21 protein-coding genes are annotated in these 21,808 nt (G+C 38.7%); 3 read left to right on the top strand and 18 right to left on the bottom strand.

The genetic code is table 11. The annotated features are described in order from the left end of the window. The 9 genes from M1381_02265 to htpX form a co-directional block, all read right to left on the bottom strand. The coding region (locus tag M1381_02265; protein ID MCL4477914.1) for a glutaredoxin family protein at positions 1 to 108 on the bottom strand (108 nt) is incomplete at its 3' end. Positions 109 to 282: 174 nt separating this feature from the next. Next, positions 283 to 1,809 (bottom strand): DegQ family serine endoprotease, encoded by a 1,527-nt coding sequence (locus M1381_02260; protein MCL4477913.1) that lies wholly within the window; start codon positions 1,807 to 1,809, stop codon positions 283 to 285. Positions 1,810 to 1,828: 19 nt separating this feature from the next. Then, complete coding sequence (locus M1381_02255; protein MCL4477912.1) at positions 1,829 to 2,254, bottom strand: DUF1844 domain-containing protein; 426 nt, start codon at positions 2,252 to 2,254, stop codon at positions 1,829 to 1,831. A 17-nt stretch (positions 2,255 to 2,271) separates the two neighbouring features. Further along, positions 2,272 to 3,582: a DUF4340 domain-containing protein gene (locus tag M1381_02250; GenBank protein ID MCL4477911.1), complete on the bottom strand. Its 1,311-nt coding sequence runs from the start codon at positions 3,580 to 3,582 to the stop codon at positions 2,272 to 2,274. 10 nt (positions 3,583 to 3,592) lie between these two features. After that, complete coding sequence (locus M1381_02245) at positions 3,593 to 5,113, bottom strand: GldG family protein (protein ID MCL4477910.1); 1,521 nt, start codon at positions 5,111 to 5,113, stop codon at positions 3,593 to 3,595. Between the two features lie 4 nt (positions 5,114 to 5,117). Beyond that, positions 5,118 to 5,894 carry an ABC transporter permease subunit gene (locus tag M1381_02240; protein ID MCL4477909.1) on the bottom strand — a complete coding sequence of 259 codons (777 nt, stop codon included), beginning with the start codon at positions 5,892 to 5,894 and terminating at the stop codon, positions 5,118 to 5,120. After that, a complete protein-coding gene (locus M1381_02235) occupies positions 5,891 to 6,823 on the bottom strand; it encodes an ABC transporter ATP-binding protein (protein MCL4477908.1) in 933 nt (310 codons plus the stop codon). Before M1381_02235 ends, M1381_02240 begins: the two co-directional genes overlap by 4 nt. 58 nt (positions 6,824 to 6,881) lie before the next feature. Beyond that, positions 6,882 to 9,182, bottom strand: coding sequence for an ATP-dependent Clp protease ATP-binding subunit (locus tag M1381_02230; protein MCL4477907.1), 2,301 nt, complete (start codon positions 9,180 to 9,182; stop codon positions 6,882 to 6,884). Positions 9,183 to 9,196: 14 nt separating this feature from the next. Next, positions 9,197 to 10,042 carry a zinc metalloprotease HtpX gene (htpX, locus tag M1381_02225; protein ID MCL4477906.1) on the bottom strand — a complete coding sequence of 282 codons (846 nt, stop codon included), beginning with the start codon at positions 10,040 to 10,042 and terminating at the stop codon, positions 9,197 to 9,199. Between the two features lie 138 nt (positions 10,043 to 10,180). On the opposite strand from htpX, the gene M1381_02220 reads away from it, so the two are divergent. The 3 genes from M1381_02220 (at position 10,181) to M1381_02210 (ending at position 13,766) form a co-directional block, all read left to right on the top strand. Next, a complete protein-coding gene (locus M1381_02220) occupies positions 10,181 to 11,665 on the top strand; it encodes a glycosyltransferase family 39 protein (protein ID MCL4477905.1) in 1,485 nt (494 codons plus the stop codon). Further along, a complete protein-coding gene (locus M1381_02215) occupies positions 11,662 to 12,363 on the top strand; it encodes a polyprenol monophosphomannose synthase (GenBank protein MCL4477904.1) in 702 nt (233 codons plus the stop codon). The genes M1381_02220 and M1381_02215 overlap by 4 nt, the downstream gene beginning before the upstream one ends. A gap of 248 nt (positions 12,364 to 12,611) precedes the next feature. Next, positions 12,612 to 13,766, top strand: coding sequence for a CoA transferase (locus M1381_02210; protein ID MCL4477903.1), 1,155 nt, complete (start codon positions 12,612 to 12,614; stop codon positions 13,764 to 13,766). 104 nt (positions 13,767 to 13,870) lie between these two features. On the opposite strand, the gene M1381_02205 is transcribed toward M1381_02210, so the two are convergent. From M1381_02205 to M1381_02165, 9 genes are all read right to left on the bottom strand, one after another. Beyond that, positions 13,871 to 15,169, bottom strand: a complete 1,299-nt coding sequence (locus M1381_02205; protein MCL4477902.1) for a phenylacetate--CoA ligase — start codon at positions 15,167 to 15,169, stop codon at positions 13,871 to 13,873. Between the two features lie 15 nt (positions 15,170 to 15,184). Continuing rightward, entirely contained in the window at positions 15,185 to 15,793 is a 609-nt protein-coding gene (locus tag M1381_02200; GenBank protein ID MCL4477901.1) for a 2-oxoacid:acceptor oxidoreductase family protein, read from the bottom strand. Position 15,794: 1 nt separating this feature from the next. Next, positions 15,795 to 17,594 carry an indolepyruvate ferredoxin oxidoreductase subunit alpha gene (gene iorA / locus M1381_02195; protein MCL4477900.1) on the bottom strand — a complete coding sequence of 600 codons (1,800 nt, stop codon included), beginning with the start codon at positions 17,592 to 17,594 and terminating at the stop codon, positions 15,795 to 15,797. Between the two features lie 394 nt (positions 17,595 to 17,988). Then, the gene (gene aroF / locus M1381_02190) at positions 17,989 to 19,002 is read right to left on the bottom strand and encodes a 3-deoxy-7-phosphoheptulonate synthase (GenBank protein ID MCL4477899.1); all 1,014 of its coding nucleotides are present in this window, start codon (positions 19,000 to 19,002) and stop codon (positions 17,989 to 17,991) included. Positions 19,003 to 19,005: 3 nt separating this feature from the next. Then, on the bottom strand, positions 19,006 to 19,746 hold the full coding sequence (locus M1381_02185; protein ID MCL4477898.1) for a metallophosphatase family protein: 741 nt from the start codon (positions 19,744 to 19,746) through the stop codon (positions 19,006 to 19,008). Then, positions 19,743 to 20,453, bottom strand: coding sequence for a pentapeptide repeat-containing protein (locus tag M1381_02180; protein ID MCL4477897.1), 711 nt, complete (start codon positions 20,451 to 20,453; stop codon positions 19,743 to 19,745). The genes M1381_02185 and M1381_02180 overlap by 4 nt, the downstream gene beginning before the upstream one ends. Next, the gene (locus tag M1381_02175; GenBank protein ID MCL4477896.1) at positions 20,450 to 20,827 is read right to left on the bottom strand and encodes a TIGR02266 family protein; all 378 of its coding nucleotides are present in this window, start codon (positions 20,825 to 20,827) and stop codon (positions 20,450 to 20,452) included. Before M1381_02175 ends, M1381_02180 begins: the two co-directional genes overlap by 4 nt. Continuing rightward, positions 20,827 to 21,189 carry a TIGR02266 family protein gene (locus tag M1381_02170; GenBank protein ID MCL4477895.1) on the bottom strand — a complete coding sequence of 121 codons (363 nt, stop codon included), beginning with the start codon at positions 21,187 to 21,189 and terminating at the stop codon, positions 20,827 to 20,829. The genes M1381_02175 and M1381_02170 overlap by 1 nt, the downstream gene beginning before the upstream one ends. Positions 21,190 to 21,392: 203 nt before the next feature. Further along, a complete protein-coding gene (locus M1381_02165; GenBank protein ID MCL4477894.1) occupies positions 21,393 to 21,797 on the bottom strand; it encodes a YHS domain-containing protein in 405 nt (134 codons plus the stop codon). Positions 21,798 to 21,808 lie beyond the last annotated feature (11 nt).

Here is a 21,808-nt window from a genome sequence, read left to right as displayed (position 1 = left end):
ATAGCACCTTATTCTATGTTCCGATAAATATTGTTTTGTCTTTCTGCACCATGAACATGTTGGTGTTGAGAAGAGTACAACCTGCGGTTGTGGCTTCTGTTCTACCATTTAAACCTCCTATTTGTAAATTTATTATTTAAAACCACATTAAAATTTAATGAGTTATTCGCTAAAGGTCAAGTTCTTTCCTACTTCTATGGCAATACCGCTTTATTTAAAAAAAGCCCTATCGTAAAAGATAGAGCTTTTTTACATCCTCTTTTTATAACAGTTTTCATGTCCCTACTGTGCTGTCATTGCTACATAGATGTTTGCATTACCTCTTGATATGAGCAGCGAAACCATTTCACCTTTCTTTACCTTTGAAATAAGCTTGTTGTATTCATTTACATTATTTACCGCTTGCTGATTAACCTGCCTTACTACATCGCCATTCTGGATGCCTGCCATATCAGCAGGGCTGCCCGATGCAACATTAGTAATAATAACCCCTTTATTTGTCTGTAATCTATATTGGTTTTGTACACCAGGGGTTATATTCTCTACCGTTATGCCTAAGGCAGCACTACTCGCCGATTCTTTCTTTTTAACACTTTCGCTCGCTATCTGTTCATTAGACGGCAGTTCACCTATTGTAACTGTAAATGTCTTTTCTTTCCCATGCCTGATAACAACAACCGATGCCTTACTATTAACAGGCACATTTGAAACAATCCATGGGAGTACATCTGCACTCTTTATCCGTTTGTCGTCGAACTTTATGATCACGTCCCCTTCTCTTATGCCAGCTTTGTAAGCAGGTCCATCTTTAACCACTTTAGTTACTACTGCACCCTTCTGATTTCTTTTTAGATGGAATGATTCTGCAAGATCAGGAGTAATGTCCTGTATATAAACGCCAAGCCATCCTCTTACAACTTTGCCATGTGCCAGGAGCTGGGGTAAAATCGTCTTGGCTACGTTGATGGGTATGGCAAAACCTATTCCCTGTCCTATGCTTGGAGCTATTATCGCTGTGCTTATGCCTATAACTTCTCCCTTAAGATTAAATACCGGCCCGCCGCTGTTCCCTCTGTTTATGGCCGCATCCGTCTGTAAGAATTGGTCATAATTACTTTCATTACTAAGTCTTCTGCCTTCTGCACTTATAATTCCCGCGGTAACCGTGTGATCAAGACCGAAAGGATTACCTATAACAACAACCCAATCCCCAACTTGTACTTTTGAAGAATCACCAAGATAGGCTACATCAAGTGCTTTCTTGGGATCTATTTTCAAAAGTGCAATATCTGTTTTTGGGTCGGTCCCGATTACCTTTGCAGTATACTGGTCTCCGTTATCCGTTATTACCTTGATATCGGACATGCCGGCTATTACGTGATTGTTTGTAAGGATATAACCGTCTTTGTTAATAATAAAGCCTGATCCAAGGGCGTGTTCTTTATATTCTTGCGGTACCTGAGGTCCCAAGAATTCCTGAAAATGCGGACCGAAAAACTGCTGGAACTGCTGCATCATCGGATTACCGAGCATCTGCTGGTTCATCGGCACTGTTTTTACAATCTTTGTTGTTGATATGTTCACAACCGCACCCTTTACCGCATTAACAAGCGGTGAGAATGAAGCAGGTACATATTTCTGTGTCAAATTAGTTTCCTGCTGTGTTTCAGGCTTTGTACTCCATAGCTTTGTCTCTTTAGCACTTATAGGGGTTGTAATGCTCATCCTTGCAGAAAGTATTAAACCTACTACAACCGATGCCAATATAAGCACCCCTACACCTAATATTCTGTAACCTTTTTTATTCATTTTTTTCCTCCTTATTCCTTTACTTCTGAGTGGCAATATACCTCATTCTAAGATCAAAAAGCACATTATCAAGTATCATGGACTCCTCGTTAGCCAAATTGCCCTTTGTCTTTTCTTTAAGGATTTCTATAATATCTATTGTTTGTTTTGCTGCTTTTACATCTTTCTGGAGTTTATTTGTTGCGGGATCTGTTACAACACCAAGCTGTATAAGAGCTGTACCTGCAAGCGAATTAATAAGGTCTATAAAGCTTAATTTGTAATCGCCGATGTCCTGTTCCTGTTTTTCATCTTCTATTAAAGAACCTTCATCCTTTAGTGATTCATTGTTTTCAGGCATATCGTTCACTTCATTCTTATCAGCTGCCGCAGCTTTACCATCTTCTTCCATTTTAAACCGCCTTTTATCGGTAACCTTTATTTCATCATCTTTTTTTTCTTCCATACAAATATACCTTTTATTTATTCTGATATTGATTTCACGTCTGCCTCAAGCGATCTAACCGCTAAAACAGGCAACTCCGCTAATCTTGGGTCAATGGATGTCTTTGCATACACAACCCTGCTATTATAATTACCAAAAGAGATCGTAGTCATTGTAGGTGCTGTTGCACTCGTTATCGTAAATGTAAGTGCGGGCTCTTTTAATAAATCAGTATTACCAATAAAACCGGTAGCATTAAGGGATGTCAGATCATGAATTAACTTATTTACATAGCTAACTTTAGTATACAGCGTACCGTTTTTATCCCACTGGGCCTTGGCATTCTTTTTTAAGATTACAGCACTACCATTATTTACAAACATTATAGAAGAGATATTCCACTGATTTTGGGTTAACAATTTTTTATCTATCATTTGACCTATAGGTTTATCAAAAGCTGAAAGCACACTCTTCAATATTACATACACATGCTGCTTTTGATCATTTAACATCGCATACTCATTATTGTTTACACTATTACCTATTTTAATATCATATTGCTTGTTATTCATTGTTGTTATAATAATATTCTCCAATGGCCTTTCAAGTCCTAATTTTGCAATATCTGTAAAATTGTCGATAATATTTGAAGCCTTGAGATTTGCTAACTCAAAAATCATGTTGTTCATTATTGAATTTTTTATCCTGTTATATGATGGCTTTTTGAATGACCATACATTATCATTTTTAGCAAGGCTGTAGGCCGTGATTCCTTTCTTCTTAAAGGTTATAGACTTCACATCGTTCCATCCGACTTTAACAACGTATTTATTCCTTAAATCGAACAAATTCTTATCCATGTTATCTCTTACCCATTTTGTTATGGTGAAAATACCTTTACTCCCATTATACGCCATCGCGTAATAGTCTTGGTTAATTGGTGTCTTATTCCCTATCTCAAGCTTATAAGTTTTTTTATCGGATGATGTTACAGTTGCTGTTATTGAAGCCGGACTCAAACCAAAGCTTGTTAAAGAACCGGTACCTATGTTCCTTTCGTAATTCAGATTTTGTATAACGCTGATAAAGGTATTAAGTGTAGAGGTATCTACGTTTGTCTTGATAGGATGTGTTATAATCCATTTCCCCGATGTATCCTTTTTTATAACAAAATTACCGTTTTTATTGCTCAAATCAATCCGTGATATATCCCCATTAATAATATTAAAAACCCGTTTCTCCTTTAACACAGTACCGTATATACCTACTTTCCCATGTCTAACGATCAATATGCCTGCTATCAGGATTACAAGGATTCCTGCAAGGATTATTGTAAGTTTGTAGTTCATGAATAGTCTCCTATAACCTCTTCATCCTTGTATAGGCAAGGATTCCTCCAAAGAAAAGTAAAAGTGGAATCAATATTACTGTCATATAAAGGATCAATTTACCCTCGGACTGCGTAAGAAACATCTGCTGGTTGTTTGCCGGCTTGGGTCTTATGGTAATCAGGTTTTCTTCTTTTGAAAGCCAGCTTATACTGTTCATAACAAGATCCTTGTTATAAAGAGCATTTATATACTTGTTCGTAACCATTCTTGATGTCCCGAATACGACTATTCGTGCCGTATTGTTCCCAAACTTTAGAGTGCCCTGTACTGCTACACTAAGGGGACCTTTGGTATCCACTTTAGGATTAAATTTAGCAATACCTTTGCTAAAAAGTATTTTCAAATCTGCATCAGACCAGCTTGTATTGCTTGTTTTGGCGATCGAATCAATACTGTAATCCGGGTTCTTGCTATTCCCCGGACTCACTGTTCTAACAAGAGGGAATATCGTATCGCCTTTAAAATCCTTTGTTATATCGCTAATAAGACTGTACTGTTTCACAATAGGTTCTACTCCAAGACTGGGACCCTGAAATAACCTTACTACCTGATCAAGCACTACGTTATTGCCTACTTCTATATTATATTTTGACAGAAACTTGATAATACCAGAATTGGTCAATGGATCAATCATCACCAACATATGTCCGCCGTCCTGAAGATACTTTGTTAATACATCCATCTCGTTAGGGAAAAATGGTTTTATTGCGCCTGCATCTATTAACACAGAACAATCCGTTGGTATTGCTCCTATACTAGGTAAAAGCAATTCTTTCACACTATAATCTTGATCCATTAACGCCTGTTTGAATGCACCATAACCGTCAACCCCTGCCATATCTGACAAAGATTTTTCTCCATGCCCTGTTATGTAGCAGACATTGATGATTTTATTTCTCAAAAGTTTTACAATAGCATTCGTAATACCACTCTCTGTCGCCTGACTTGTTTTAATGGTTTTACCATTATACGCAATAACAATTACCCCGTTAGAACTTATGCCATAACTCTGTGCGATTGTGGGTTCCTTTTCAGGATCAACAACCTCGTATTTTACTTCTTTACTTTTATAGGCATAATCTGCAAGCAGGTCTCTTATACTTTGACCTGTACCAACTTCAAAAAAGGCTGTAATCTTTAGCCCGTGCCTGAGCCCTTTAAGAACCTTATCCGTTTCTTGTGAAAGTGTAAATTGCCTATTAGCCGTTAAATCCCATCTATGGTAATAATTCGTTGATACATAATTCACCGCGACTACGATACCGAGAACTACAATAACAAGCACAACCACATTGATCCCGTAAAAAAGTTTTCTACCCTTCAAAAGCTCTTTTAATGCTTCTCTTCTCAAAACAGCCCATAGAGTAATGAGTACTATGCCTGTGACAAAAAGGCTTATTGCCAAAACACCCCATGTTGATGCAACGAGCCTTATGAATACCCCAACTACAAAAATGCCTAAACCGAGAAAACCTATTATTTTTTTCATATACTTACCTCCATCTCTCTGATTCTAAAATCCTATGTGTGAGGAACAAAAAGAAGAATGTAAAACTTAGATAGTACAAAATATCCCTTGTATCTATAAGCCCTTTTAAAGGATCCTGAAAATGTGTATCAATCAAAGATAAAAACGTCAGTACAGAGGCAATCGCAGGATTCGTACCATGTGATGCCCAGCCTATTGCCCAGAATCCAAGCAATATACCAAAAGATATTACAGCAGCTACTATCTGATTCTCTGTTAGGCTTGAAGCAAACATACCAACAGATAGCATTGCAATGCCCATCAAAAACATACCTAAATATATGGATAATATAACCCCTTTATCAGGCGATGCATAGCTCAATAAAAATATCGGGGCAGATATTGTAGAAGCGAGCATTACAATAAGAATTATGGCAGAAGCGGTGAATTTCCCCAATACTATGTCAGTCAATGTAACAGGAGATGTCATTATCAACTCCTTTGTACCGTTCCTTTTCTCCTCTGCAAACGTTTTCATTGTAATTATAGGTATGAGAAGCAGCAGTATCACACCGAGATTCCCGTACAAGGGTTTTAGTATGTAATCGTTGATATTAAGGGCGCCTATGTGTCCCTGATAGCGCATAAACTGAAGACTTAAAAAGTTATAAAACTGTACCCTTACATAAAAGAAGTATCCTGTAAGAAAAGTGAATATAGCCAGAATCACATAAGCAATAGGTGATGTAAAGTACGAATTAAGCTCTCTTCTTGCAATAGTCCATATCTTTTTTATACTCATTGTGCACCCCCTCTATCCTGCGAGATCAGTTTTATGTATATATCTTCCATGTTAAATGTTTCAGGAGCAAATTTTATAATGTTACCCCCTGATTTGAAGACCGCTTCTGATATGAGCTCCGGTTTATCAAAACCATTCTCCGTTTTTATGGATATCTCTCTGTCAACTGTTGTTACAGATATAACCTTATCTATGGTTTTTAACGATGCTATCATTTTATCATCTATTCTTGTTGGAATGAGGCTGAAGACCTTTTCATCCTGCAGCTTTTTTGAAAGGTTATCAAATGACTCATGGGTAAGTAATTTGCCGTCGTTAATAACAAGTACCCTTGTGCACGTAATAGCAACCTCCGGCAGTATGTGAGTACTGAGTATGATTGTATGGTCTTTACCAAGATCATTTATAAGATTTCTTATTTCAATGATCTGTTCCGGATCAAGCCCGACCGTCGGCTCATCGAGTATCAAGATTTTTGGATCGTTTAACAGTGCCTGAGCAATGCCGACCCTTTGCCTGTATCCCCTTGATAAATTGCCTATGAGCCTGTCCTTCACGTTCTCTACATGTGACTGGGATATTACCCTTTGTAATGCTGAATTTACCGTATTCCCGGGTACTCCTTTTATACCCGCCATGAACTTTAGATAACTCAGTACAGTCATTTCATGATACGCGGGCGCGAGTTCCGGTAAATAGCCTATTATACCTTTTACCTTGTTAGGGTATTGCCTAACATTATAACCGTCAACCACGATATCGCCTGAAGAAGCCGACAGATAACCTGTTATGATGCGCATTGTGGTTGTTTTCCCGGCACCGTTGGGGCCTAGAAAACCAAGGACCTCTCCTTTTTCAACACTGAATGAAATACCATGCAGTATCACTCTTTCACCATATTTTTTAACAACATTTTTTAATTCTATCATAATATTCTCCCATTGTTTAAAATTAGGATAGTTCCAAATTAAAAAGAAAAAATTTAATTTAGATATTTACCGGGGCATAAAGTTCATGTGCAAGTGTGCCGTCAAATTCAGATTTTATTTCTATGTCATCGTTTTGTACATAGATTGTAAACTTATTTCCATTATACCAATTAATCGTTAACGGTATCTTTATAAGCTCATCAATAGTTCGCTTCAAAAATCGTGCTCCGTACTTTTGACTGTACCCGTTTTTTACAATCATATCCAGTGCTTCATCGGTAATGATTATGGTTTTCCCGTCCCTTGTTAAGGTTTTTTCTATCTGATTTATATACATAAGCGCTATCTGTTTAACACTCTCATACTTCAATGGATTGAACACTATTATCTCATCTATCCTGTTCAAGAATTCGGGTGAAAATATCCTCTCAGCCTCTGAAACTACAGCCTTTCTCACAGATTCAAAACCCTGTGTTACATCATTTAAAAATCCAAGAGGCTGCATAAACTTTTTAAAATGCTCTGAACCAAGGTTACTTGTCATAATAATCACTGCATCGCTGAAGTAAACTTTTTTACCCTTTCCATCGGTAAGCCATCCTTCATCAAAAACCTGTAATAGTATATTGTGTATAAAACCGTTAGCCTTTTCTATCTCATCGAGAAGTACTACCGATGAAGGATTATCTCTCAGCACATTTGTCAGTATACCGCCTCTTTCAGAACCAACTATGCCCCTCGGCATACCGATTAATCTATCAACTGCCATTGAAGAATCGGAATATTCAGACATATCAATACGAATTATTTTATGCTCATCTTCATAAAAAAACTCTGCAAGCGCCTTTGCCAGTTCCGTCTTACCTACACCGGTCGGACCCAGGAAGAGCAATACACCATCGGGTCTGTTGTAATTTTCTTTCAATGGTCCCTTGTTAAGCCTTAAGCGGTTTGATAGCCTTCTTATGACCTCTTCCTGACCAACAACCCTTTTTGAAAGAACTGATTCTATGTTTAAAAACCGCTGTGACGTATCCCTTACAACCATATCAATAGGTATTTGAGATTCCTGTGCGACAACCTGCCTGATTGTACCAGACGACACAACATCTTCATTATTTACCTCTGTTTTAACTGCCGATGTGTCAAGCCAGCCAATAACCTTATCGGGTAAACGGACTGAACGGTTATACCTTTCGCTGAGATTCAGGATAACATCTATCGTATCATGGGGTATTGTCACGTTGTACAATTTTTCAAGTCTCGGTATGATTCCCTCCACTATAATGCGGGTTTCCTTCAGTGACGGCTCTTTAATATGGACAAGCCTGAATCTTCGCGCAAGAGCTTCATCTTCTGCAATAAATTCCTTGTATTCCGTATACGTGGTAGCTCCTATAATCTGAGCCTCACCTCTTGCAAGACTGGATTTTAATATGTTTGCCGCATCACTCGGCACCCCCATAGCAGAACCGGCTCCAACAATACTATGCGCCTCATCTATGAAAAGTATAATATTCTGTCTTTCTTTAACCTCTTTAATTATATGCTCTATTCTATCTTCAAACATACCCCTAAACATGGTGCCTGCAACTATGGTGTTCATCTGCAGGTTTACCACCTGCTTATTTCTCAACCTGTAGGGAACTTTTTCCGGCTCGAGTTCTATTATCCTTGCCAGTCCGTCTACAATAGCTGTTTTGCCAACCCCCGCTTCACCTACAAGCATAACCGAGTTGCTGCGTTCCTTATGCATCAAGATCTCGAGAACCTGTGCGAGTTCATTTTCTCTTCCTATAAGAGGTTGGAGCTTATCAAGCCTCGCAAGTTTATTAAGATTTATACCGAACTGTTTCAAGTATGGCGGCAGTTCATATTTTTTCTTTAACTCTTTTTCCTTGTCTTCACGTTTTCTCGTCTGTTTCTCTATTTCTATAATTACAACCCTCGGTTCAATCCCAAACCCCCTCATAAGTTGAACAGGATAGCAATGCCCTTCTTTAAACATTGATTCAAGTATATCCACCGGCGTAACAAGCTGCCTGCCCGAATTTTGGGTATTATCCCATGCTATCTGTAAAACGGTTACCACATCTGGTAAAAACTTGATTCCACTTGTAACAAAGTATTTGGTATTGTTAAGATGTTCATCTAACAGATCTTCTATCAACTTTGTGCCTACCCCGAGTGCACGATTTAAATCATTGATAAAATCCTTCTCCGACATTATAAACGCAAGAAATAAATGTTCAACTCCAACATAGAACTGCTGACGTTTTTTTGACTCCTCGATGGCGGTGCCTATCATTTCCTGGGCTTTTTCTGATAATCTTTCCTTATAATCAGCAAGATCAAACATTTATATCCTCTTATTTATCTACCATACATCATTTTTTCTAATCTTTCAATCCTTGCTTCCACCGGTGGGTGAGTACTGAACAATGACAATACTCCCTTACCATGGAATGGTGATATTATAAACATATGTGCAGTAGAAGGGTTGGAATTCATCGGAAGCCTTGCATTACCATAGCTTATTTTCTTCAGTGCAGAGATCAAACCATTCGGATTACCGGTGAGTCCTGCACTTCCCTCATCTGCCATAAACTCCCGCGATCTTGATATGGCAAGCTGGATAACCGTAGCCGCAACAGGTGCAAGTATCGCAAATGCAAGCATAACAAGCAAGCCGCCCTTTTTATTTCTGTTGTTAAATCCGCCAAAAAACTCTGCGAACATGGCCATTCTCGCAAGGATCATGATAGCGCCTGCTATTGTAGCTGATATGCTGCTTATAAGTATGTCCCTGTGTTTTACATGTGAAAGCTCATGACCAAGCACGCCTTCAAGCTCTTCTTCATTCAACATACCGATCAAACCCCTCGTTACGGCTACAGCTGCATGCTCAGGATTTCTTCCCGTGGCAAATGCATTGGGAGTATCGGTTGGTATAATATATATTTTAGGCATTGGTAATCCATCCTGGGCCGTTAATTTTCTCACTATACTGAATAACCTGGGCTCATCATTTTCCTGAACCTCTTTTGCCTTATAAAGAGATAATACAATCTTGTCCGAAAACCAGTAACTTATAAAATTCAAGACAACTGCTATCACAAAAGCTATCATCATGCCGCTCTGGCCGCCTATTGCACCGCCTATAAATATAAGCAGCCCTGTCAATGCGCCCAGCAGCACTACCGTTTTAAGTTGATTCATCTTTTACCACCTCTATTTTTTAAATTCTTATTGAAAGGATAAAACCTGTTTACATATAAGTCAATAGGCTGGATATTTAATGGCATGCACGTTTACATTTGTTGACCTTTGAATTGTGTAAATGATAAGAAAAAAAATATGGAAAAGAATAAAAAAGCTTTATGGCTGTTTATTATAACAATCGTGTTTCTAACTATAATCAGACTTGTGTTCATCTTTACGCTTAATCTGAGTGATGATGAGGCTTATTACTGGCAGTTTGCAAGATATTTATCATTAAGCTACTACGAGCATCCGCCGCTTGTCGCATGGTCAAATTATATTATGATGCAATTTCTTGGCAGTACAGCTTATGCAGTAAGGATGTCGGCATTACTTTATTCTATTGGCGATTCGATACTCGTATGGCTTATTGCTGGCAAGCTCCTTAAAGACAGGATGAAGGCATCCTTTGCAGTTATTGTTATAAACATTATACCTGCTTATGCTATAGGCGGACTGATGATGCTTCCCGATGCACCGCTCGGATTTTTCTGGCTTTTAACAATGTATTTTCTTGTAAAGGTGTTTATGGATGGAAAGGGTAATTACTGGTATGCTGCGGGCACCGCACTTGGTTTTGCAATGCTGAGTAAATATCATTCGATTTTTATTCCTTTATCAGCCCTCACTTTTATGATTGTTTCAAAAGATGATAGAAAATGGTTTAAAGATAAAAGGACTTATATCGCAGCCATCATTGCGCTTATAATATTTACTCCCGTCATTGTATGGAATATACAGCATAATTTTGCGTCTGTAAGATTTGAGCTTGTATCAAGAAACCCGAACTTTCATTTAAGCATAAATAAATTCTTTACATTTCTCGGCTCTCAAGTCGGACTGGTTTCTCCTTTCATCTATTTTCTTATACTTTATGCCATTTATTACGGATTTAAGGTATGGCAAAGGGATAAGAATAAAACATATCTTTTCTTATCAATATTCTCTATTGTGATTGTGAGCTTCTTTTTTGCCGTAAGCTTTGTTGTTGATGAAAAACCAAACTGGGCACTAATGGGGTACATACCCGCGGTTATCATTATGATCCAGCTTTCTTATGATATGTATCAAAAGAAAGGATATAGGTTTTATCTATGGCTTGCTCTGTCGATTGCACTACTTTTTACAATGCTCATACACATACAACTTTATTATCCGCTGATCCCTTTAAAGCCTGCTGATACGGACCTTACAAACGATCTGTACGGATGGCACACAGCCGGCAAGGCAGTGATGAAGGCTTATGATGAGCTTTCCAAACAAGGCAAAACCTTTATCTTTACTCATAAGTATCAGCTTTCAAGCCAGCTTGCATTTAATGCACCCGGACAGCCGCAGGTATACACATCAAACAATACAGGAGACTCTTATCATGACTGGGGCATGAATGTTACAAAGAAACTTATAGGCTGGAACGCCGTTTATATTAACGACAATAGTTTCAGGATAGATCCTCTGCAGCACTTTAAATGCAAAAAATGGGTAGAATTATCTCCAATCAATATTTATAGATTCGGGCATTATGCGAGAACATTTTATGTCTACAAATGCTATGGTTTTGAAGGGATTATACGTCCGTGAAATCTCTCGTTATAATTCCCACATACAACGAGGCAGAGAACATTAGGAAGCTTATTCAGGAAATATTCAATTATCTCCCGCAAACGGATATCCTCATTATCGATGATAATTCACCAGACGGCACAGGTAAGATTGTTGATGCCCTATCAGCGGCTGATTTAAGAATTCGAGTGATTCATAGACCCAAAAAAATGGGTATGGGTAATGCGTATAACAGTGGCTTTAGATACGCCATAGAGAAAGGTTATGATGTGGTATTCGAGATGGATGCTGATTTTTCACATAAACCGGAGGATCTTCCAAGATTACTTGAGGGCCTTAAAGATAACGGCCTTGTTATAGGCTCAAGGTATATAGATGGAGGCGGGACAGTCAATTGGGGCTTATTGAGACGATTTGTAAGCAAAGGCGGCAACCTATATTCAAGGTTTATGCTTGGTTTAAATGTTACCGATATGACAGCAGGGTTCAGATGTTATAATGTTTCTGCACTTAAAAAGATTGATCTGGATAGTGTAAGATCAAACGGCTATGGGTTTCAAGTAGAAATGTCATACAGGATAAAAGAGGCTGGATTCAATATAAAAGAGATACCGATTATCTTTGAGGATAGAAGGGCGGGACAATCAAAGATGTCAAATGGAATCGTGATAGAAGCGTTCATAAGGGTGCTGATGATTAGGTTAAAACTAATATAAGTGATGCTCCTGACTTTTTAAATAAGTGCGGTTTCACACTTATTTTTATATATAACATATTGATAAATCCACCTTTTTGTTTTTAAAAGGCGGAAAAGTTGGAATAACTCTACGTCTTTAACTGCATTGGTTGTTTAACGAATTCATTAAAGATTGACTCCTTCATTTGAAAAACATATCATCCGTCATTATCGTATAATTAATGGTGTGCGGGATTATTTAAGTTTACTGACAGGACATTGGATAGCATGAAAATACTAAAAAACATAAGGGTACTTGATCTGACAAGGCTTTTGCCGGGTCCTTTAGTAACGCTTTTTCTTGCCGATCTCGGCGCCGAAGTTATCAAGATCGAGGATACGGATCAGGGTGATTATTTAAGACAGATGTCTGAAATAGACAGCACGCGGGGTAGTCTTTTTGAGGCATTGAACAGGGATAAAAAGGGCATAAGGCTTAATCTAAAGGTAAAACAAGGGGTTGAGGTATTCAAAAGGCTATCAAAATATGCAGACATTGTTGTTGAGGGATTCAGACCAGGTGTAATGGATAGACTCGGCGTTGGATATGATGCAATTTCACAGATCAATCCATCCATAATCTACTGCTCCATTACAGGTTATGGCAAGGATGGCCCTTATGCAAAAAAGGCGGGACACGACCTTAATTATATGGGGATCTCGGGTGTACTTGGAGTAACAGGCACTATTGATAAACCTGTAATACCAGGCGTTCAAATCGGAGATATAGGTGGAGGTAGTTTTACTGCATTTGGCTCAATTATGCTTGCACTTTATAATAGAGAAAAGACGGGCAGCGGTATGAATCTTGATGTATCAATGATTGATGGACTATTGGCGTTTATGAGTGCCTATCTGCCTTATGTTAAAGATGGTATAAAACGGGGCGGTATGGAGCTTATAGGCAGCGTCCCATGCTATAATGTCTATAAAACAAAAGATGATAAATTTATTACAATCGGTGCGATCGAACCAAAGTTCTGGGCAAAATTTGTTGAGATGATCAGCAGGCCCGACCTGCTTGATAAGCAGTATGCGAGAGGCGATGAGATGAAAAGGGTGAGTGAAGATATTGAGTCCGTATTTATAAAAAAAACAAGAAAAGAATGGGTAGATTTTTTCAATGGTCAGGATGTCTGTATAGAGCCTGTTAATGAACCAAATGAACTGCTAAATGACCCGCAGATAATTTATAGAGGTATGTTTGGTTATGTGCAAACAGAGCATGGGAAGGCTATAACAATAAGGAATCCATTTTATAAGGATAAGAATGACGATTTTAAAAAAGCACCGGCATCCGGTGAACATACTGTTGAGTTATTAAAGTCTACCGGTTACTCGGATAAGGAGATAGAGCAGCTTAAGCAAAAAGGCGTTGTTTAAACTAAAAAATACAATGAAAAAACAGGCACAAAGAAGCTCTCCGTCGCAAGCGCCGGGGAAATCTTTTGATTATTGCATTTTGGGTTAATAAACAGCCATCCTTTTTACTTCTTTCTTTTATCTATTACCCTCACCGCCTTACCTGCTGTCCTTTCAATAGTTTTTGGTTCTACAAGCTTTACGTTTGCACTTATACCAAGATAGTCTTTTATATCATGCTCCATCTTTCTTTTGAGATTCTCAAGTACCTTTATCTCATCAAACATAATTTTATCACTCACCTCAACCCGTATTTCAAGGGTATCAAGTGCGCCTTCCTTATCTGCAATGATCTGATAATATGGAGCTATGCTGTCAAACTTCAATATAACACTCTCTATCTGGGATGGAAACACATTAACACCCCTTATGATAAGCATATCATCCGATCTACCCGCGATCCTTGACATACGGGTTATGGTTCTTCCGCATGCGCATGGCTCCGGATTAAGTCCTGAAAGGTCCCTTGTCCTGTATCTGATCAAAGGAATAGCTTCTTTTGTTAATGTTGTAATAACAAGCTCTCCTTGTTCACCGTAAGGTAAAGGCTGGAGTGTATCAGGGTCTATTATCTCAGGTAAAAAATGGTCTTCATATATGTGCAGTCCCGATTTTGCTTCAAGGCATTCAACAGCGACACCAGGCCCCATGATCTCGCTCAAACCATATATATCAATTGCATCAATGCGCAGTTTTTTTTCTATCTCTGCCCGCATGTCCTCTGTCCACGGCTCTGCACCGAACACGCCTATTTTTAACTTGAGTGAATCCATTCTCACACCCATATCATTCGCGACTTCTGCTACATTAAGTGCATAAGACGGCGTGCAGGTGAGAACTGTTGATCCAAAGTCCTGCATGAGCATGACCTGTTTTTGTGTATTACCCCCCGACATCGGGATAACAGCAGCGCCAAGCTTTTCTGCACCATAGTGTATGCCAAGTCCTCCTGTGAATAACCCGTAGCCGTAAGCGTTTTGAAGAATATCCCCTTTATGAACCCCTGCAGATGTAAGAGCCCTTGACATAACCTCTGCCCATGTTTCTATATCATTTTGTGTGTATGCTATAACGGTCGGTTTGCCTGTTGTACCTGATGATGCATGTATCCTGACAACATCATACATATTAACTGCAAATAACCCGAACGGATAATTATCTCTGAGATCGTTCTTTGTTGTAAATGGTATGTGTTTTATATCATCAAGACTTTTTATGTGGTGCGGTTTAAGACCTATCTTGTCGAATCGCTGTTTATAAAAAGGTACCCTGTCATAAACCCATTCCACTACCCGTTTAAGTTTGTTTAATTTGATCTCATCAAGGCTATCTCTGGTATAATGTTCAACATCCCTTAAAATCATAATACCTCCATACTTTTACTTCTCTACACCAACAGTGCCGGACTTTACAAGTGCATCTTTATTCTCATAACCGTATAGAAAGCTGTTCGCCGGATTATCGGGATTTTTAAACCTTTGTTCTATAGCGGACAGCCATAATGATTTTTCATATTTTAAAAGTTTGGCATATATGCCAAGTAAAAACATATTGTCGCGATAAGAAGGATGCCTTTTTAACATACCCTGTACATCAATATCATAAACCAGTATGTGCGGTTTAATCTCCCTGATCCTTTCTTTTATATCATCAGGATATGATGTGTATCCAAGTGTGATGTCTGGTGTCGGCATATGATAGTTGCTGAGTATTAATATTCCATTATCCTTGAGATAGTTAACGCCCCTTAACCCTTCAAGCTCCTCAAGTGCAATCAATGAGTCCGCCGTATCAAAATCTATAATGGGAGAGAAAACCTTTTCTCCAAACCTAACCGTGCTTATAACAGCACCGCCCCTTTGTGCCATGCCATGGACATCGCTCTTCTTTACATCAAAACCGTTTAAGTACGCCATGTTTGCTATTACATCAGAGGTAGATACAACACCCTGTCCGCCAACGCCTGTTACAATTGTGCTTATAACCATGTTACTCCTCAACCTTTACAATGGCGTCAAAACTGCAAATATCCGCACATAAGCCGCATCCGGTACATGTTAATGGATCTATGTATGCTATGCCTCGGGCCCTTTTTCTGCCCGGAAGTTTTTTCTCTGTTGACTCCCACCATACAGACGGACAATTTATGTTAAGACATATTGTGCATCCTGTACACATCTCGGTTTTGACGATATAAGGCTTTTGCTTTTTCTCCTTATACCCTGGCAATAAAACGCATGGGCCCTTTGTGATAACAACAGCAGTACCCCTATAAGATAGGGCATCTTTAAGAGTCTTTTCTGTCAGTTTTGTATCATAAGGATCAACCGTTTTTACCCATTCTGCACCAATAGCGGAAACAAGTTTTTCAAGAGAGACCTCCGGCGCAGGATTACCGTAGATATCCATACCTGCAACAGGGTTCGGTTGAGCACCTGTCATTGCGGTTGTTCTGTTATCAAGGATTATAACAAGAATATTGCTCCTGTTGTAAACCGCATTTAAAAGAGATGTAATGCCTGAATGGAGGAATGTGGAATCTCCAATAACTGCTACCGGCTTTTCACTTCCAGAAGGCATTACCCTTTCAATACCCATCGCCTGGCTGATACCTGCACCCATATCAAGACAGGTATGAACAGCATTTAATGGCTGATCAAAGGCAAGAGTATAACATCCTATATCCCCTGCAACAAATACGCGGAGTTTATATAATTGATAAAATAGTCCCCGGTGCGGACATCCGGGACATAATATGGGCGGCCTTTGTGATACATCCATTACAGGAGGTTTTGCGGCATTAACTGGCTTACCAAGAAATCTATCGATCCCATTTTTTACCTTTAAAGGCGTAAATTCAGATATTGATGATACAAATTCCTTTCCATGAATTTTAGTAGATATGTAACGGATCTGCATCTCTATATAAGGATCAAGCTCTTCAACTATAAGTACCTTTCTTACCCTCTTTACAAAATCATCGATCATGTTAAACGGTAACGGATTTGTCAGTGCAAGTTTGAGTATGCTTGCATCAGGCATGGATTCCTTGACATATTGATACGAAATGCCCGATGTGATTATACCAATGTCTTTGTTTTTCCATTCCGTACGGTTTAGCTCAAAGCCTTCTGAGAATTCTGTAAGTTTCTTAAACCTTTCTTCAAGCAACAACCTCCTTCCCCTTGCATTTGAAGGCACCATAACATACTTTTCAATCTGTTTTTTTGGATAAACCGTTTCTCTTACCTGATCCGGATCTTCTATTTTAACAATTGATTTAGAATGTGAGATACGCGTCGTAAGTCTTAAAAGGACGGGCAGGTCAAACATCTCACTGATTTGAAAAGCCTTTTTTGTAAATACACGTGCCTCATCGCTGTCGGAAGGCTCAAGCATCGGCACTTTTGCAAACAAGGCATACCACCTGTTATCCTGTTCATTTTGTGAACTGAATATCCCCGGATCATCTGCGGATACTATGACAAGTCCCGCGCCTACACCCGTATAGGCAAGTGTCATAAAAGGATCTGATGCAACATTTAAACCAACATGCTTCATTGTAACAATCGATCTTGCACCCGCTATTGAAGCACCCGATGCCGATTCTAAGGCGACTTTCTCATTTACAGCCCAGTTTGCATAAATATCCTTGTAATTGGTTATACTCTCAAGGATCTCTGTTGAGGGTGTACCGGGATAGCCTGTTGCAAACCTGCAACCAGCCTCAAAAGCACCTCTTGCAACTGCCTCATTCCCTGATAGTAGGGCGTGGTTCATGTTATTCATATAATGTTAATAGATACGGTTTAATTTTTAACCATTAATCCAAAAAATGTATCAGTGTTATAGAATGGGATTTAAACCCGTCCTACATGTCCGTTCAAAACTGTAATCAGCACGTATGGGCGATTCACCGAATCACCCTACAATTAAATACATATTTAATGTCATCTGCAAGTTTATATTCAGGTAATATGTATTACTTATTTTTTTTATACATTCTTCTTTTTCTGTCATTCCGGTGTAGACCGGAATCCAGTTTTGCCAAGTTTGCAAGGTTTATGGATCCCAGCTCCCCGTCTTCTTGAGGAAAAGTTTCGCCGGAATGACAAACCAAACACTCACTTCCCAGCCCTACCTCTTTTAAAAACGCATCCTTGGGTTAACCCGCGGGGAGCACTTATATATCTCTTCCTACCGCCTTTGATACCTTTGATAGGTTTTTAATCATCTGTTTAAACTCATCGGGTTTTAATGATTGTTCTCCATCGCTTAAAGCCTTTTCCGGCTGCGGATGCACCTCTATGATCAAGCCGTCTGCTCCTGCGGCTATTGATGCAAGAGCCATTGTTGCAACTATATCACTCCTGCCAGTTCCGTGACTTGGATCCACGATCACGGGTAGATGCGTTAATTTTTTAAGAACCGGAATAGCATTTAGATCAAGGGTATTTCGAGTCTCTGTTTCGAACGTTCTTATACCTCTTTCACAAAGAATAATCTTATCGTTGCCTTTTGATGCAATATACTCCGCTGACATTAAAAATTCTTTGATAGTAGCAGACAGACCTCTCTTTAAAAGTACAGGTTTGTTTGTATTTCCCAGCTCTTTTAAAAGAGCAAAGTTTTGCATATTTCTTGCACCAACCTGAAAGATGTCCGTGTAATTTATCATGGTATCGATATCTCTCGTATCCATTATCTCCGTTACAACCGGCATTCCAAGTATTTTTTTTGCCTCTTTTAAATACTCCAGCCCTTCCTGCCCCATTCCCTGAAAAGAGTATGGTGATGTTCTCGGCTTATATGCCCCGCCTCTTAGTATGGATGCACCTGCTGATTTAACAAGTTTACCTATTTCAAGAAGCATTTCTCTGCCTTCTATTGAGCATGGACCTGCCATTACAACAATTTTTTTAGAACCGATTGATACGCCGTTTATTCGTATGATCGTGTTATCTTTCTTGAATTCTCTGCTCACAACCTTATACGGGCTGAGGATTGGCAGAACCTTTTCTACGCCTGGAAAGGTTATCAAGGGTAACTCTGCAAGCCTCCTCTCGTCACCTATTGCACCGATAATCGTCCTTTCTTTGCCCTTGGACAGGTGCGGTCTCAATTTCATGTCCTTTATCGTTTTTACAATATGTTCAAGATCCGATTTTGTTGCGTTTGGTTTCATTACAATTATCATACTTTAAACTCCTATAGTTAATCTATATGCAAGCCACTCTGGTAGCCCTGCTTTTATTATTTTATCAGAAGCCGTTACAATATCATAGTTAAGCCTTCTTACATTATAAGTCCATTTTTTTGTGTCAAGTATTCCGAAAGATGTAGTTACATCATGGTCCCTGGGCTGTCCAACACTTCCTGCACTTATCAGATAAAGCCTGTCCTTCTCTATATTGATAACGTCAGAATTATCAGAAACAAGCTGCCCATTGCTATTTGTTTGTCTTGATACCACAAATCTTTTATGCGCATGCCCTACAAAGAATATCCTGTACTGATCCTTAAAATGATTGAATATGGATTCTACATTTTCTTTAGTTATAACATAATCAAATGCCTCGGGATTTATTGGTGAGCCGTGTGAGAACAGCATAATATCATTGCTATATGTATGGGGAGATGAATTAAGCCATGATGCATAAACAGAATTAATCCTTTTTTTTGTCCACGCTATCACATATTTTGCAGCCTCGTTAAAATCTTTTGTATCAAGAATATCATTTATAGATGCATCATGATTCCCCATAAGATTGTACTGAACAATTCCTTTTACAATTTCACAACACTCATTGGGATCGGCACCATAACCAACTACATCCCCAAGAGATATAATAAAATCAAGAGATTGTTTTTTGAGATCATCATAAACGATACGCATTGCCTCAAGGTTTGCGTGAATATCCGCTATGATCCCTATCCTCATTTTACATTTTTTAGAAAGAATTCGGATAGCAGCTCTTCATCTTTTTTAGCCTTGGCCTCTCTTGATCTTTCCCCTTCATTTGCTTTGATTGGAAGCCCGATAAAGCCTGATTCTATCCTGTATACGGAGTCATTAACAACAGCGGAGTCGGAGAAAATATCTGCTTTGAGCCCTTTCAACTCATCAACAGACTTTACCTTACCCACAAGTTTATTTGTGTCAACGCCTTCGTCTATTTTTATGAATCTTACCGCTTGCTGCAACTGAAATTTTGGCTGGGTTTTGGTAAGTATTGTTATTGTATCATTATCGAGAATGAGTTTACCGCTTGCGTTAAGATCATCGAGCATACCCTGCGTAAAGAATACCTTTTCAGATACGCCTTTAGCCCCCTGTATCAGGGTTCCCTTAAGAGTTGCACCAACCATTATGGTTCCTCTGACATCTGCGTGCGTTAGATCAGCATTGGTCAGATCAGCTCCGCTGAGATCCGTATTTACAAGAACCGCATGCCTCAACGATGAATCGGAGAGATCTGCTCTTGATAGATTTGCGTTTGTCAGATCCGCATATCTAAAATTTGCACCTTTGAAATTAATCCCGGAGAGATCAAGGTTCCTCAGATCAAGTCCTTTTAGGTTTACACCTTCAAAAGATTCCCTCTTTTTTATACCTTCTATTACACATTCCCTGTCAAATAGATTCATTGAATAGCTTCTATAAACTTTTTTAAGAATTGTTTGTCATGGCCTTTAAGTTCTATAAACTCTATTCCAATACCCGGTATAAGATTATTCGTTTGCGCATCTTCTTCTGTTATTAACCACCTTACCATTCCCTTAACTTCAATTAATTTTACAGTATTGGGCAGAGTAAACTTTAAAGATAAGGCTGCTCCAATGACTGCGGGTTTGTTTGTTTTTATAAATATACCACCCTCGCTAAGGTTTGTTGAGTAATCATAAAGGTATGCCTCACTTTTTGGGTAATCAAGGAGCATCTTTACGATCTGATCATCCTTATACTCCATTACGACCTTGACAAGTACCCTCGGACCTTTTCTGTTGTTTATGTTTTGCATCACACGTTTTGAGATGATTGCATTAAGGACAGCTTCTCAATAAAGTGCTCAAGCTTTTTCCGATCATCACTTGATATCTTATTAAATTCTACACCCATACCTGGTATAAGATTGGTACCTTTTATCTTTTCAGGCGCATTAACCCATGTAACTTTCCCTTGGACCCTTATTGGTACTGTTATAGCAGGGATTGTAAATTCTATCTCTATTGTTGTGCCTATTGCCAGTGTGTTTTTAGTTGATATAAACATACCGCCTCTGCTTATATTCATGGCATAATCAGAGATAAAGCTTGTTATATCACCATATTTTACCTCAAGTTTCGTATCTAAACGGGTGTTATTTCTCTTTTCTGCTGCCATAAAACACCTCCTTGATTATTGCCAATATCATATAATTTTACGATTATGTCAATCTTACTTTTATTTAAGCTTTGAAGGTGAATTACTAAAATAAGACTATAGGCTTGTGTAATAATCATTGAAGCAAACATGCAGGGGTTTAATTAATCAAACCCCTGCAATCTTATTGCATCTTTTTGGTTTAAACTATCTTTACCGGGCTGTTACATGCCCTTATTTTCATTAGACAACGGCGGTTTATTGACAGGCCTGGACTTCATGCTGTTTATGTATTTTTGAGGATCCTTAAGGAATTCCTGTTTTTCTTCATCCGTATGAAAGTAGTATTTTCTGTCACCGTAGACAACGAATGGCGTATTTTTTGTTATCTTAACCTTCATGTGACATACCGGGCATATAGCATAGCCCCGCTGTAATTTTCCATCATTACCGGTTTTCATACCCTTCATACCTGTTCCGTTCATGTTATTCGAATCACCCATGTTCATACTAATAACCTTTGAGTCAGCACCACATTGGCAAGCCTTTGATATCTGTGTCACGACTGTTATTGCCGTTACTACAAACATCACAATAAGTATACTTACAAGCATCTTTGTTTTGGTCATTGTGTCTCCTT

It is taken from the genome of Deltaproteobacteria bacterium, from assembly GCA_023382265.1.
Classification (GTDB): Bacteria; JAMCPX01; JAMCPX01; order JAMCPX01; family JAMCPX01; genus JAMCPX01.
The sequence above is the reverse complement of the archived record's forward strand: the minus strand, read 5'-3'. Positions and strand labels throughout refer to the sequence as shown.